Genomic DNA, 15129 nt, shown 5'->3' on the forward strand with positions numbered 1-15129 from the left:
CATTTCATCCTCTAAAAAGTGACATTTGATTTGTTTCTGGTAAGTCTTTTAATACACCTAATTCTCTTAGAGTTTCCACGTTCGTTTTGTTACACCCACTCTTTGCAGCAAAATCTTCTATGGATTTAAAGCCATTTTCTCGTGATTTAATGATATTTTCTGCAGCTTTTTCGCCTAGATTCGGAACCTTTATAAAAGGCACAATAAGAGAATTTCCATCTATTAAAAACTTCTTTGAATCAGACTTGTACAAATCAACCATGGTGAAATTAAACCCTCTGAGCATCATTTCCAATGCTAACTCCAAAACAACCATTTCATTCTTTTTACGCACATCCAAATCCATATTACGGAGTTCAAAGATTCTTTTCTTAATGGCTTCTCGCCCGGAGAAAATGACTTTTAAGTTGAATTCATCACCTTTGACGGTAAAATACGTAGAATAAAAAGCTAACGGATAATGGACTTTAAACCATGCAATTCTAAAGGCCATACTAACGTAAGCAGCCGCATGCGCTTTTGGAAATAGGTATTTAATTTTTTGGCAAGAGATGATGAACCATTCAGGCACTTTTAATTCTTTCATTAGTTCAATATCTTCTTCGTCAATACCTTTGCCTTTTCTCACCTTTTCCATTATTGAAAAAGCACTTTTTGGTGGTGCGCCTTTAGATAATAAATAATTCATAATATCGTCCCTACAAGAAATTACATCATCTAAAGTTGCAACCTTTCTATCGATCCAGTTTTTAGCTATTCCGGACCATACATCAGTGCCATGTGATAAGCCTGATATTCTTACCAATTCAGAAAAGCTCTTCGGCCTTGTATCTTCCAACATCCTTCGAACAAAGGTGGTACCAAATTCTGGGACCCCTAACGTTCCAACAGTTGTACCCAATTCATTTTTCAAGTCTATTTTTAAAGCTTTGGTAGAAGAGAACAAACTCAAAGTTTTCTTATCGTCCATGGGAATAGCCATGGGGTCTACTCCTGTTAAATCAGACATCATTTTAATGAATGTTGGGTCATCGTGTCCAAGTGCATCTAATTTTACAAGATCGTTGTGTATTACGTGATAATCAAAATGAGTAGTTTGAACACTAGATTTAGAATCATTGGCGGGGAACTGAATTGGTGTATAATCGTAAACTTCCTCTTCTTTTGGCACTATCATGAGTCCCCCAGGGTGTTGTCCTGTTGTCCGTTTTACTCCTGTTATCGCCTTGACTATTCTCGTTATTTCACTATTCTTCACAATCCCTTGCTCTTCGCCATATTTCTTAGCGAAACCAAAGGCAGTTCTATCTGCAATTGTTGATATAGTGCCTGCCCGAAAAACATGGTCTTCTCCGAACATTTTTTCTATGTATTTATGCGCCATGTTTTGATAATCTCCAGAAAAATTCAAATCTATATCAGGTATTTTGTCACCTTCGAATCCCATAAATGTTTCAAAAGGAATATCTTGGCCATCTTTTTTCATTTTCGTTCCACATTTTTCACATTTTTTATCGGGAAGATCATAACCAGAACCTATTTTCTCATTATCAAAAAATTCTACGTTTTTACAATTTGGACATATATAATGAGGAGGTAGGGGGTTTATCTCCGTTATTCCCAGCATCGTAGCCACCAAAGAAGAACCAACAGAACCCCTGGAACCAACCAAGTATCCATCTTCTAACGATTTTTGTACTATTTTTTGAGCTATTAGATACAGTACCGCATACCCATGTTTTACTATGGATTCTAGTTCTCGAGTTAATCGTCTTTCAACGATTTCTGGTAAAGGATTCCCATATATCTCATGGGCTTTTTTCTTTGCAAGTTCTTCTATTTCTACTTCTGCATTCTCTATCTTTGGAGGATGTAGTTTGTTACTAAGTGGCTTTATTATTTCTATCTGATCTGCAATCTCATTAGTATTGGTTATGACAATTTTCTCGGCTATTTCTTTATCTCCGAAAATTCTTTGAGCTTCATCCACCATCTCATCCGTTGTACGCAAATATCTGTGTGTGGTGGAAGTCTTTCTCTTTTCTGCAACTTTTAATGCGTTGAAAAAGATTTGATCTTCTTTGTCTAGGTAATGGGCGTTTGAAACCATTACAACGGGCATGTTTAATTCGTTGCCAAGGTTATATATATCTTTATAAATCTTTTTTAAGTGGTCTTCTGAAATAGGTCTGTCTGATAAGGCATCCATTGGGGTTAATTCCAGATAGTCGTAAAATTTGGCGATTTCGATAATTTCATCATGAGATCCACCCCTGAGATAGGTCTGAAAGATTTCTCCTTCTTCTGCCCCACTACCTATCAACAAACCTTCTCTCATTCGGGATAATTCGCTTTTTAAAATTCTGGGTACTCTGTAAAAATATTTTACATGGGCATTTGAAACTAGTTTATAAAGGTTCTTAAGACCGGTTTTGTTTTTAACCAAAATAGTCATAGTACTTGGTCGGATTCTTTTAAAATCTATGAATTTTTGCAATTTTTCAAGATCTGACAACATTTCTACATTTTTCGGTTTCGCCATTTCTAAGAGTTTTAAAAAAACTAGACCTGTTATATTAGCATCTTCATGAGCCCTATGGTGCTCAAAACTCCCAAGCTTTAGCTCCTCCACTACCTTATCCAACCCATACCCTTTTAAAGTTAACAAGGATTTTGAAAGGGCTAAAGTATCTATATAGGTCTGTTCAAAGTGTTCGTTATAAACCTTTCTAACCCATTCTCGTAAAAAACGGTAATCAAAATCAGCGTTGTGGGCAACTAACACCGTACCCTCTATGAAACTCAAAAATTGAGGAAGAACTTCCTCTATAGGACTTTCAACTTCTAGCATCTGATTTGTTATACCCGTAAAATTACTTGTAAAGTTTGAGACAGGTTTTCTTGGCCTAACTAAACGATGAAACTTAGACACGATTTTCAGGTTCTTTATTTTTACAGCACCTATCTCAATTATTTCGTGCATAGCAGGTTCTAATCCTGTGGTTTCCAAATCGAAAACAACAAATTCAGTTTCACTTATTTTTTTATCTTCCGCAAGCAAACTTATAATGTTGACAAATTCATCAACGACATAGGCTTGCATCCCAAAAATAGGTTTTATACCTTCAACAACAGCTTTTTCATAGAATTCTGGAATACTCTGAACGACCCCAGAATCGGTTATAGCTACCGCTTTATGACCCCAATTTTTTATGGTCTTTACTACTTCCCCCACGTCGAGTAACCCTTCCATCGCACTTAGTTTTGAGTGTAAATGAAGCTCCACCCTTTTTGTGGGGTAGTTATCTTTCCTTTCAAGGGTTTCTTCTTTTAACTTAACTATATTCATAGGTCTAATTGCAAATTCATGACTAAAAGAATCGTAAAAAATAATACCTTCAATTAATACGTTATCTCCCTCATCTAATTCTTTGTTTAAATTATTAGCCGTTTCAGAAAAGGTTTTTACAACCGCTGAACTTTTTTTATCAGTAATATAAAGAGTAGATACAGGCCCTTTTTCATTGTACTCTTTGTAGAATATTTTCCCGTTAACTACAACGTTACTTCCTTCATTTGAAGGAAGCATCGATAACGGTAGTGGTACTTTTTTAAAATCCCTCCCCATAATTACGACCCTTTCGATTTCAGCTAATTTTTTCGAAGTATCAGAATCAGAAGATAAATTATTATCCTGGGAATCAGACCTGTCATAACCTTCATCAATAAAAGTGGGTTTTAAACTTTCATCTATAATGATTTCATAAAGGATTCTGCCACCGAGATATTTAAATAAAATATTATCCAATTCTTCTTTTTCCTTTGTTAATCTGTTTTTCACTATCGGCGAGTACGTTTTAAATACTATTTTGTTTTCTTGAGAATATTCAGGTTTTAAAAGTCTTAGATAATCTTTTAAACGATGATTCATTATCAATTGTTGCCAATTTCTAACAATAAATTCAGGTCCTTCATCATTTGTAAAAGAGATTTTGACATCTCTCTTGAGAAGTCTAGTAAAGAAAAGCTTCAATGAAGCTTCATCGATATCTTTACCTATCTTCTGTAAATTGATTTCTGCCTCTTCGTCTTTTACAATGATTTCTCCACTTAATTCAAAAGGAATAAAACCTACATTTTCCATCAAGAAATTTTTAATATCCTGCATTTTTGAAGCTCCTCCTAAAATTTCCATGACAAAAAGCTGTGGCTAATGCATCTGCTGCATCGTCAGGAGTTGGCGTTTTTTCCAACTTCAATAATAATTTTAAGGTTCTCTGTATCTGCCCCTTTTCAGCTCTTCCATATCCTGTAACAGCCTGTTTTATCTGAAAAGGTGTGTATTCATAAATTGGTATATTTTCTTTTTCTAAACAAAGTAGAATAACACCTCTAGCCTCTCCTACCTGTATAGCGGTTGCAACGTTTTTAAAGAAGTACAATTTTTCTACAGCAGATTCATCGGGCTTATACGTTTCTATTAAATTTCTAAGTTGTTCGTCTATGTTCAACAACCTTTTTGGAAGTTCGTCTTCTTTGCTGGTATATATTACACCATAATCAATTAAGTTGAAAATGTTACCTTTTTTTTCAAGGACGCCATATCCTATCCTTCCGTAGCCGGGATCTATTCCCAAAATTACCATTAAAACACACTCCAAATACATTCAATTTCTTCTATATCTTTGGGGATTTCTCTAGATAAATTTTCGCATCCATTCTCAGTTATAAGAAGATCGTCTTCTATGCGAACCCCTATGCCCTCTTCTTCTATATACAAGCCTGGTTCATTGGTAATAACCATTCCTGGTTTTAAAGGAATATTCTTATCTCCTACGTCATGGGTATCCAAACCTAAAAAGTGACTCACAGAATGAAAGTAATATTTTGAAAGTTCTTCATCGGAATGAATCAATCCTATTTTTTTACAACTTTCTGCTAACGATTTCTTCGCAATTTCATTCAATTCAAAAAGGGTTAAGCCTGGTTTGGCTTGTGACTGAACTTCTTTCTGGGTATTTAAAACAATTTGGTAAATTTCTGCTTGTCTTGGAGAAAACTGTCTAGTTATGGGAAAAGTTCTTGATATATCCCCACTATAGTAATTATATTGTGCCCCCAAGTCCAACAATACTAGATCGCCCTCTTGTGTTTTTCGGTTGTTTGCAGAGTAATGTAAAATCGTAGAATTTGGTCCCGAGGCTACTATTGGTTTGAAAGCGAAATCTTTTACCCCATTTTTTCTTAAAGAAAAATCAAAATATGCCTCCAGTTCGTATTCGTACATTCCAGGCTTTGAATTTTTTATTATGTTCAAAATCCCTTCTCTTGTAATTTCGATGGCTTTCTTAATATTATTGATTTCTTCTTCATCTTTAATAGTTCTCAATTCCGCTATTTTTGTTGAAACATCTTTTATACTAACATGTGGAAATAATCTTTGTATTTCTTGAGCAATTAGCTTTTCTTTTGTCATATGCTCCCAATGAGGAGATTTTAAATACAAATATACATTTTTAATATTAGACCTCGATAGGGTGTCTCCAATATATCCATTTAATTCATCCAAAAAAAATATATCTTCTTGTTGAATTTTACTAAACTTAGAACAATGTTCTTTACTTGGTTTTTCACCAACCCACCTAGCTAACTTTGGATCGTTTCTTTCTATGAATAGTTTTTCAACTGTTTTTGCTTCGGTTTTGCAAATTACTAAATAAGCGTTTTCTATATCCAAATCAGTAAAATAATAGAAGTTTCGATCCGGGGTGAAGCTATAGGTTTCGTCTGCGCTTTTTACTGGACTCTTTCCTGAGTAAAGAATCAACATCGAACTTTCTTCCAAACTGTTGCTTATTTCTTCTCTTCTACTTTTTACATCAGCCATATTGATCCCTCCTAATCCCAAAAAATATATGTCTTTTGAAACTCTAAAACAACTTTAGCGACCCTTCGCTCCGTTCCCCACCCTTATTTTATTTCTAAAATGTCTACAAAAAAAGATATGTTTTAAATCTACTCTTTTTATTATAACATTAAAATGTAGGACTTTCACTCTAAAGAAATAACTTTTTTAGACGATTATATTTTAGAAGTCAGAAAAAAGGAGTGAATACAATGTTTGATGATGAGAATATAAAGTTGCGAATAAGTGGTGTCAAAACTGATAATTTAGATATTCCAGCAGATAAGTACAATACTTTTGAAGAGATGGTGCAAGATTATATTAGCAAAACACAAGGCGTTTTAACTAAAATAAAGATCAATGAAAAAGAAATCCCTTTAAATTATTACGATGAAATAAAAGATTCTTTTTTTGAAGGTGGAGAAGAGGTAGAGTTGGAATTCACATCAAAAAAAGAAGTTTTGTTCGATCTTATCTCTCAATCACTCGAATACATTAGAAAGGTTAGGGAAAATTTAGAAAGGGTTTCAAAAGAAGTCTTGTTGAATACAAATGAAGGGCATACAATGCTTAACAGTATTGCAGAAGGTTTGCAAGCACTATTAGACGTCATAGAACAGACACGAGCTTTCAGTGAGGAAGATTTTTACAACCCAGGAGATTTAAACGAGGTACAAAATGTCGTCCAACACATAATTAGATCTCAAGGGAATCAAGATTATTTGGAGCTTTCAGACATCATTGAATTCGATTTCGATGGAGTTTTGTCAACCTTTGAAACGATTTTAAAAAATGCTCAAAAAACTCTTGAAAAAAAAGGGGTGTAATTTGAATGTACAATAATAATCAAAACGCTAACTATTATTTTGAAAATGGTATAAAAACAGCTAGTCCCGCAAAATTAGTCGAACTTTTGTATCAAAATTCGATAGAAAGAATAAATAAAGCAATAAAAGCCATTGAAAGTAAAAATTTTTCCGAGGCTAATAAACAGATTATAAGAGTGGAAGACATAGTCACAGAACTTAACGTTTCGTTAAATCTTGAAAAAGGTGGAGAGGTAGCTAAAAATCTCAGAGCACTTTATAATTACATGTATCAAAGATTGTTAGAATCAAATACCAAAAAGGATATTGAAATCTTAAAAGAAGTAAGATCTTTACTACAAGAGCTTTTAGATACCTGGAAAGAGTTGTTGAAAAAAGAAGCCAAAACTTCCCGCGAGTTAAACGCCAAATCTGTCGATCCTAAATTTGATCTTCAATATTAAATTAAAAAATTCAAAAACCCTCCAAAATCATATACGCCTGTTGGAGGGTTTTTGTTTAATCAATTTTGAAATCTATCCCATCGTAGATCTTCAACATCTTTATTTCGTGAAGTGATGGCTCCAAAAGCCTTTCTTCAAGAATTTTATCGGTATCTATACTTACCTGTGCAATTACGTCTTCTTCGTCTCCCAATTTAATCAGGGTATCTCCATGTGGATCTACAGCTATGGAATTTCCACAAAAAGGAATCGAATCTTCAGAGGGTTTACCAACGGCGTTTACCCCGATTGCAAACAGTTGATTATCTTGTGCCCGGGCGGATGTTCTTACCTCTACTAATTTTTCAAAACCTTTTGGAACAGCAGAGGTAATTATTAGTATTTGTGCCCCTCTAAGAGCCATTATCCTATATAATTCTGGAAAAGCATGATCATAACAAATTGATAAACCGATTTTTATACCTTTCCAATCTATTATCTCTATAGACGTTCCTTCGGAAAGTCTAAACTTTTCTTTTGGAAAAACAAATATTTTTCTATATTTACCAAGTAATTTACCTGAATCATCTATTAAAATCGAGGTATCGTAATACTTCCCAATTATTATTGGGTCTTTTTCTAAAATGTTTGCAACAATAGAAACGTTGCATTTCTTTGCAATCCTTATAACTTCTTGGGTAGTTTCACCTTCTGGTATAATTTCGGCAAAATCTTTGGCGTAATTGTTAATACTTTCAAGATCGTATCCTATGTTAAAAAACTCTGGTAGGATGTATAAATCCGCTTTTTTTACTTCTTTTGAAATCAAAGAATCTAGCTTTTTAAGGTTGGTTTCTTTGTCGTTTAATTTTGAGTTTAATTGCACTAAACCAAATAATTTTCTCATCATGATTTCCCCCTTTAAAAAATTGCAAAGATTCAAACTACCTAAGAGTAGCCAATAAAAATTCTATACCTCTCCGCTTTATTCTGACATCGTTCAACTCTACAATTATATGTTCTATTTTTGAAGGATCCACACGTTCAATCTTAGATCTGTTATATAACGAGGATAACTCTAATTCTAGCGCCTTCCTCATTAATTTATACTTTTCAAAAAGCAATACATACCTGTTAATACCTTGACTTTCTTTCATTTTCTTTTCTAAATCTTTTATATGTTCTTTAAGATCTTTGGCTTCTCTTTCCATATTATTTATTATATCTATATCGGGTTTTGAAAGATCTTCAGAGATATCCCACGTAAATTTAGGATATACGATGTTAACTTTTGAGCCTTGATCATCAGAACAAATATTAAAAGATAGCATGGGTATTTTTAAAGTTAATATCTCTTTTGGCTTAATTGTTCCATCGAATTCTTCTAAATCTTGCTCTAACAAATCTGTTTTTACGACTTTCTGAGGTAATTTTATCCCTTTTTTCTTGTGAGTAGGATTAAAAAACCGTAGGGTTATCCCCTCTTTGTCTATTGAAGGTTTTATATTCACAAATTCTATATTTTCATCCACTGAAGAATAGAATTTATGAACCACCCCGGCCTGGTTTTCTAAATCTGAATTATTATTATGTTTATAAAACAATAAAGGAGGATTGATAAAGGAATTTTTGTATTTCAAAAAATCATCTTTAGGTGATAGACAAAAAGCAGTTTCGATTTTCATTTTTCTTTTTACTTCGGCTCCAGGAGTGTACATTACGGGGCCAGCATCTCCTGTTCTTCCTTTTACATTTTCGAGAGAAAGCCAACTTACAGATCTTAATAAAATTAAAGAAACAGCTTTTTCTAGGGATTTCGTAGAATGTGTGGTATAACTATAAATTCCTTTGGCCATAAAGGTTGCAAAATAGTCATCTTTTTCTAAGCCAACGTAGTCCTTCATAGGAAACACGTTATTAAAAGAGATTTCTCTTGCAGCAACTAAAAACTTTTTCATTTCTTCTTCTGGTTCCTCATATTTTACTTCATATGGTCTTTTTACAGAATCAAAAGGTACACCCGCATTTATATCTCCATCTCCAATTAAAGATAAAAGTAATCCATAATCTGATCCTTTTCCCAAAGATTCAATTTCGATGTTGATATAGGGCAATTCTGAAAATGTCAAATAAAGGGTGAAGTTAACTTCGTTGCTGGTAAAATCAAGAGCTATTTTGGAATAATTATCTGACTGTGCTTTCAATCTCATTCCTGAGAAAGTTAAGTTCAACTCTTTATCAAATGCAGAAGAGTATTCATCACCCTTATCTTCTACCAAAACAGGTCTGATTAAATAATCGTTATTTTCCTTTTTAATTCTAAGCTTCCCGTTTTCAACGAATGCTTTGAAATGTTCATTCTCCCAATGAAAACTATTTATTGGTTTTTCTAAATAACTTACTTTATACTTTTTTAAATTTACTTTTGATATACTTCCTGACGGTGCAGAAAATCTATAAAGGGTTTCTTTATTTTCAAATAATACGGGTATTTCCTGAGGATTCAAGTTTAGACAAGTATAACCTAAAGGTAAAATCTGGCCTACCTTATCCAAAACATTATTTAAAGTTGATTCAAAAATCTCTTTGATTTTATAGTATCTTTCTTCCATATCTTCATGAATCTGATCTACTCCTACTCCTCCTATGCTGTCGTGGACTAGGTTCATTATTAAATATTCCCAAGCCTTTTGTATCTCTTTATCGTCTTCAGAATTGTCTGCGATAGCAATTAATGGTTCTAATACCTTAGAGAGCATATATTCAGAATGCCAATTCATAATTTTTAAATACTGCCTTGTTGATAAACTTCCTGGAAATGTCGAAACAACGCTTCCATCAATTAGCTCACCAACGTATTTTTCTATTAAAGAAGGGTCTTCTTGTTTAAAATATCCTTGTATAAACTCATCTGGAAAAACCGTTTTTAATTCTCCATCAGTGGGATCTTCTGGAACAGGATCCAAGTCGTATCCGTTTAGTAAAGGAAGATAATTAGTTTTCGAATATGTTTTTAGCTTGTTAATTTCCAACTCCAATCTTTTTTCCATAACTTCTGGATAATCTTTCAACCTCATGATATTCCTATAACTATCGATTAAAAATATTCCATGAATTTTGCTACCATCGGAACTGCTCCAAGTAAACCCGATTTTTGGAAATTTCATTTTTAAACCTCTCCAGAGGAAACAACCTTCTATTTCACATTTAGAATTAATTTGTGCAACTTGAGACGAAAAGCCAAAATTATCCAATAACCAACCTACATTCATCACATTTCCATATTTTTTAGCCTCTTGTCTACCCAATATAATATTTCTGATTGAGCTTTCTTCAGAGACTCTCCAATCAATTTGTCCATAGTATGGGCCAAAGGCTATATTTTTAGAGTATTTTTTCAATTCGTCCTCTGCTTTTTTTCTTTCTTCTCCTTGAAAATTACTTAAATAATCTTTCACTAACAACATTTGTCCGTCTAAAACAAACTTGTATTCAGGATTATTATCAATTAACTCGAAGAGTTTTTGAAATAAACTAGGTAACATTTTTTTTGTTATATCCGCAGGAGCGAACCATTCTCTATCCCAATGTGTGTGTGAAATGATATGGTACATCTCTTCGCCTCCAATTATCCTTTAATTGAACCAGCCTGTATCCCTTGTAAGAGTTGTCTCTGAAAAAATATTATAATTATCAAAATTGGGATCATACCAATTACAATGGCGGCACTAAGTAAACCCCAATCTATACTGTAAAGTCCCAAGAATCTGTACATTGCAACTTGGAAAACAGTCTTACTGGGAGAACTTATTAAAATCATAGGTAAAACGAATTCATTCCATGCAAATCTGAAGGTAAATATAAAAGATATACTTAAACCTGGCCAAGATAAGGGCATTATTACCTTCGTAAATCTTTGCATGGTTGTGGCACCATCCAGAGCTGCTGCCTCTTCTAAAGAAACGGGAATGGTATCAAAATGGTTTTTGAGAATAAAAATATTCAAGGGTATTATTAAAACCTGATAAGCCAGGATTACTCCCGCATATGTATCTAATAAACCCATCCTCTGAAATATCAAATATAATGGGATTGTGTTCATCGTAATAGGTATCATAAAAATTCCCATCACTCCGGCTAAAAGTTGCTTTTTCCCTCTGAACTTGTACCTTGAAAAGGCAAAGGCAGCTAACGCAGAAATTATAACACATAGTAGGGTTGCTGGAACAGCTACTATAATACTATTCAGAAAACTTCTCATCATTTGTTCATCTTGAAGAAGCAATTGATAATTTTGAAAGGTCACTTCTTTAGGAATTAAAGTAGGAGGGAATGATCTTGCTTCCTCCGCTGTTTTCAACGAAGTAACAAACACCCAAAATATAGGCATTACCGTGTAAATAGCGAATAGAACAAGAATGATAAATAGTATAGCTCTAATTGTTTTATTCTTTTTGGTCATGCCTCCTCACCCCTCAATGCTCGTAGATAAAGGAAAGAAACCGTCAAATTTATAATAAGTAGAACTATTCCTATTGCCGCACCAATAGACAGATTACCTTGTTCAAAACCTTGTTTATACATATACAAAGAGGCTGTTGTAGTAGACATTAAAGGCCCTCCTCCTGTCAATACCAATTGAAGATCAAAAAGGTTTACACTCCACATAGAAGTAAGGATTAAATTTATCCCCAAAAAAGGCGCCAACAAAGGCAACGTTATATTGAAAAAACTTTGAAGTGGGTTAGCACCATCAATTTTAGCGGCCTCATACAAACTTCTATCGATTGTCAACAACGAGGATTCTTGAAAAAGTATAGAAAACGGTGTACCAAACCATATATTAGCTATCAATAAGGATATCAAGGCCATATTTGGATCTGATATCCAATTTACAGGCTGCATTCCTAACCTCATAAGCATACCGTTTATCAATCCAAAATAATCGTTGTACATCCACTGCCAGGAAAATCCAACGATAGTGGCTGACAAAAGCCATGGAAGTATAAAAAGAACCCTAAAAAATTTAGTCCCCCAAACTCTTTCAATTAAAATCCTCGCTATTAAAAAACCTATAAAAATTTGAAAAAATACCGATCCTAAAACAAAAAAGAGTGTAACTTTCAAAGATTGTAGGAAATATTCATCTTGAAAAATTTTTACCCAGTTTTGGAAACCAACAAAAGGCCAAACGTCATTTATATTAGTAGTTTTTACATCATGCATCGATATGGTTAGATTCCAAAATACAGGAAAAATCATTAAAAAGAACATTATGGCCAAAGCAGGTAGTAACAATAAAAAAGGCATCCACTTTTTCTTTTGCATTGGTTCACCACCTCCGTCTATTCTTTACTAAAAGCAGCCTCCTTTAACCAAGGAGGACTGCTCTGTTAAATTTTTACTTTTCAAAGAATTTCCTTAGAAAATCAAAATTTCTTCAACCTTCTTTGAGGCGTTTCTCAAGGCATCTTCCGGAGTTTTTACGCCGTAATAGACTTCTTCTATCGCTATTCGCAGTGCCTCGGCTATTTGTGGATATTCAGGAATATTTGGTCTTCCTTTTCCTATCTCTACCGCCTTCATAAGATCTTCGAAGAAGGGTATCTCACTTTCAAGAGTAGATTTGTAAGGATCTTGTTCGGCTATGGTTTTTTGAGTGGGCAAGTAAACGTATTTAGCCAAAACAGGGGTCAAAACTTCTGGATCAAGCATGATAGTCATCAATTCCCAAGCTAACTCGGGATGTTCGGATGTTGAAGGAATAGCCAACAGCCAACCCCCCATCATTGTGGAACTTTTCATACCCTCTTCAGGAACTGGAAATCCAGGAATCATACCAATTTGATTGAAGTCAAATCCTTCAGGAAAGTTCCCTAGCAACCAACTTCCTTCGATCATTACGGCGAATCTCTTATCAGCAAATTCTTGGCCCCATTGATGCTGAACTTGTGGCCTTATACCTGCCTCTACCTGATCTCTCAAGAAAGCTAGTGCCTTTATCCCTGCCTCGCTATAAAAAGCTGGGTAATACTCCCCATCTTTTTGTTCGAGAATTTCTCCACCATTCATCCATAGATATGGGAACCACATATCAGGCGAATGACCAGCACCAACCAAATGCATCGGTAATATACCCTTTTTCATAGTAACAGGAGCTAATTTCTTGTAGGCCTCTATGTATCCATCCCAAGTTTTCAGCATTTCAGGATCTACGCCTGCTTCTTCTAACAAATCTTTCCAATACCATGTTACCCGTACGTCTGTCCAAGACCAGATACTGTAAAACTTGTCATCAAATTTTGAGCCTTCCACATTTGCAGGATAAAATTCACCAATTCTTCCCCAAGAGTTAACTTCTTCCGTAATATCTTTTAGGAAACCTGATTGTGCAAACTCTCCTAACCATATTTGATCGATTGAAACTAAGTCTCTTGGAGTTTTTCCAGCCGTTAAAGTGATAAGTTTAGACCTTGTATCATCATAGGGGAGCACTTCGTACTCCATCGTGATGTCCATCTCTGGATGTCTTTTGTTTAACTCTTCTAAAGCCGCTGGTATCAACTCGTTCCACCTATCTGCTGGAGCGGCGAATGTGCCAGTTAAAACAACCTTTTCCACCGCTAACGCCATGCTTGAAAAAATCATAACAAACAACACAAAACTTACTAAAACCTTCTTGCTCATCTTGATCCCTCCTCACTTGATTTTTTGCCCGGTTGAATCTCGCCATACAAGTTCAACAGGCAAAGTAATTTTGAAATCCTCGCTATTATTTTCACCTTGGATGATTGAAACTAAGTATTTTGCCGCAACCTCACCCATATTTCGTAAAGGTTGCCTTACAGTAGTAAGATTTGGGAATATACTTTGCGCTATTGGTCTATCATCAAATCCATATAATCTCACTTTTTCAGGTACTGAAAGACCTCTTACTTGCAAGGCTGTCAAAGTACTTACGGCCACGATATCGTTACAACAAAATATAGTATCCACATGGTACTTCAAACATTTGTCTATAGCCCTGTCCATCTCATTCTTCCCAACTATTTCGCTATAAACGGGAATATTATGCTCTTTACAAGCATCGGACATTCCGTTATATCTTTCTTTCACAGAACTAATAGAAAAATCTTCTTCAGAGAAAAACATGGTAGATTTTACTGTTGAATTTTGAATAAGCTCTTTTGTTAAGTTATATGCACCTAAGTAATTATCAGACTGAACAAGTGGTTTTCTAATATTGTTAACGGTTTTATCTACAAAAACCATAGGAACCTCTTTTTTTAATAACCTTTTGAAAATTTCATCTTCTACTAATTCTTTTGTGGGAAGGATTATATATCCTTTAGGGTTAGAAGAGAGAATATATTTCATTTTTAATTTCGTTATAGCGGAATTAGAATCTATGAACTGAACGAAAGGTTCGTATTCTGTGTTGTGATAAGCCTTCTCTATCCCAGCTAATATCTCAAAAGACAAATATTCATGTGAAATCGGAAGAACAACACCGATCTTGTTTTTTTCTTGCATCGGACTTGAAGATGACCCTTTTATAGGGGAGACAAACGTCCCCAAGCCCTGAATCCGATAAAGGTAACCTTCAAAAACTAATTTATCGAGTGCTTTTCTGACAGTTTCTCTACTTACTTTAAATTCCTTGGCTAAAGCCTTTTCGGATGGTATCTGTTCATCAGGTTGGTACGTTCCGTTTTCTATATTTGCTATCAAAAACTCCTTTATTTTTTCGTATTTTGGTTTGTTATTCATATTCTTTCACTCCCTATGTACGTACATGTCTAGACATATTATACCAATACATTTTAAATAAACAAAATCCGATTAACGGCAACTACATCCATTTAGAGGTAATTATTTGCGATTAGATGGATTTATCTCCATTTTTTAAAGAATTAGAAAAAATCATTAAAATAATAGTATAATTAAAAAACCTGAGGTTCTCTTCCAAAAAGTG

The 15129-nt window shown here is 34.2% G+C and carries 11 protein-coding genes; 2 read left to right on the forward strand and 9 right to left on the reverse strand.

Translation table 11 applies throughout. From position 1 onward, the window contains the following. Positions 1–4: 4 nt before the first annotated feature. The 3 genes from AA81_RS09385 to AA81_RS09395 are packed head-to-tail and all read right to left on the reverse strand — an operon-like array spanning position 5 to position 5887. The gene (locus AA81_RS09385) at positions 5–4168 is read right to left on the reverse strand and encodes a PolC-type DNA polymerase III (RefSeq protein ID WP_103898880.1); all 4164 of its coding nucleotides are present in this window, start codon (positions 4166–4168) and stop codon (positions 5–7) included. Next, positions 4155–4646: a crossover junction endodeoxyribonuclease RuvC gene (gene ruvC / locus AA81_RS09390; RefSeq protein ID WP_103898881.1), complete on the reverse strand. Its 492-nt coding sequence runs from the start codon at positions 4644–4646 to the stop codon at positions 4155–4157. The genes AA81_RS09385 and ruvC overlap by 14 nt, the downstream gene beginning before the upstream one ends. Further along, on the reverse strand, positions 4646–5887 hold the full coding sequence (locus AA81_RS09395) for an aminopeptidase P family protein (RefSeq protein ID WP_103898882.1): 1242 nt from the start codon (positions 5885–5887) through the stop codon (positions 4646–4648). Before AA81_RS09395 ends, ruvC begins: the two co-directional genes overlap by 1 nt. 230 nt (positions 5888–6117) lie before the next feature. Between AA81_RS09395 and AA81_RS09400 the strand changes: the two genes are divergently transcribed. Together AA81_RS09400 and fliS are read left to right on the forward strand one after the other, a co-directional pair. Further along, entirely contained in the window at positions 6118–6732 is a 615-nt protein-coding gene (locus AA81_RS09400; RefSeq protein ID WP_103898883.1) for a DUF8042 domain-containing protein, read from the forward strand. A 5-nt stretch (positions 6733–6737) separates the two neighbouring features. After that, entirely contained in the window at positions 6738–7175 is a 438-nt protein-coding gene (gene fliS / locus AA81_RS09405) for a flagellar export chaperone FliS (RefSeq protein WP_103079184.1), read from the forward strand. 55 nt (positions 7176–7230) lie between these two features. Here the strand turns inward: fliS and AA81_RS09410 are convergent, their stop codons facing one another. From AA81_RS09410 to AA81_RS09435, 6 genes are all read right to left on the reverse strand, one after another. After that, positions 7231–8061 (reverse strand): carbon-nitrogen hydrolase family protein, encoded by an 831-nt coding sequence (locus AA81_RS09410; protein WP_169999726.1) that lies wholly within the window; start codon positions 8059–8061, stop codon positions 7231–7233. A 37-nt stretch (positions 8062–8098) separates the two neighbouring features. Beyond that, complete coding sequence (locus AA81_RS09415; RefSeq protein WP_103898885.1) at positions 8099–10768, reverse strand: glycoside hydrolase family 38 N-terminal domain-containing protein; 2670 nt, start codon at positions 10766–10768, stop codon at positions 8099–8101. A 14-nt stretch (positions 10769–10782) separates the two neighbouring features. Further along, positions 10783–11616: a carbohydrate ABC transporter permease gene (locus AA81_RS09420; RefSeq protein ID WP_103079187.1), complete on the reverse strand. Its 834-nt coding sequence runs from the start codon at positions 11614–11616 to the stop codon at positions 10783–10785. Further along, positions 11613–12482: a carbohydrate ABC transporter permease gene (locus AA81_RS09425; protein WP_103079188.1), complete on the reverse strand. Its 870-nt coding sequence runs from the start codon at positions 12480–12482 to the stop codon at positions 11613–11615. The genes AA81_RS09420 and AA81_RS09425 overlap by 4 nt, the downstream gene beginning before the upstream one ends. Before the next feature lie 93 nt (positions 12483–12575). Further along, positions 12576–13841, reverse strand: a complete 1266-nt coding sequence (locus tag AA81_RS09430; protein WP_103079189.1) for an ABC transporter substrate-binding protein — start codon at positions 13839–13841, stop codon at positions 12576–12578. Between the two features lie 12 nt (positions 13842–13853). After that, positions 13854–14924 carry a GntR family transcriptional regulator gene (locus AA81_RS09435; protein WP_103898886.1) on the reverse strand — a complete coding sequence of 357 codons (1071 nt, stop codon included), beginning with the start codon at positions 14922–14924 and terminating at the stop codon, positions 13854–13856. Positions 14925–15129: the final 205 nt, after the last annotated feature.

Source organism: Petrotoga halophila DSM 16923 (genome assembly GCF_002924615.1).

Coding starts and splice junctions, on each gene's coding strand:
- fliS (WP_103079184.1), top strand. CDS start 6,738: ATGTACAATAATAATCAAAACGCTAACTATTATTTTGAAAATGGTATA.
- ruvC (WP_103898881.1), bottom strand. CDS start 4,646: ATGGTAATTTTGGGAATAGATCCCGGCTACGGAAGGATAGGATATGGC.
- AA81_RS09435 (WP_103898886.1), bottom strand. CDS start 14,924: ATGAATAACAAACCAAAATACGAAAAAATAAAGGAGTTTTTGATAGCA.
- AA81_RS09425 (WP_103079188.1), bottom strand. CDS start 12,482: ATGCAAAAGAAAAAGTGGATGCCTTTTTTATTGTTACTACCTGCTTTG.
- AA81_RS09410 (WP_169999726.1), bottom strand. CDS start 8,061: ATGAGAAAATTATTTGGTTTAGTGCAATTAAACTCAAAATTAAACGAC.
- AA81_RS09400 (WP_103898883.1), top strand. CDS start 6,118: ATGTTTGATGATGAGAATATAAAGTTGCGAATAAGTGGTGTCAAAACT.
- AA81_RS09420 (WP_103079187.1), bottom strand. CDS start 11,616: ATGACCAAAAAGAATAAAACAATTAGAGCTATACTATTTATCATTCTT.
- AA81_RS09385 (WP_103898880.1), bottom strand. CDS start 4,168: ATGCAGGATATTAAAAATTTCTTGATGGAAAATGTAGGTTTTATTCCT.
- AA81_RS09395 (WP_103898882.1), bottom strand. CDS start 5,887: ATGGCTGATGTAAAAAGTAGAAGAGAAGAAATAAGCAACAGTTTGGAA.
- AA81_RS09415 (WP_103898885.1), bottom strand. CDS start 10,768: ATGTACCATATCATTTCACACACACATTGGGATAGAGAATGGTTCGCT.
- AA81_RS09430 (WP_103079189.1), bottom strand. CDS start 13,841: ATGAGCAAGAAGGTTTTAGTAAGTTTTGTGTTGTTTGTTATGATTTTT.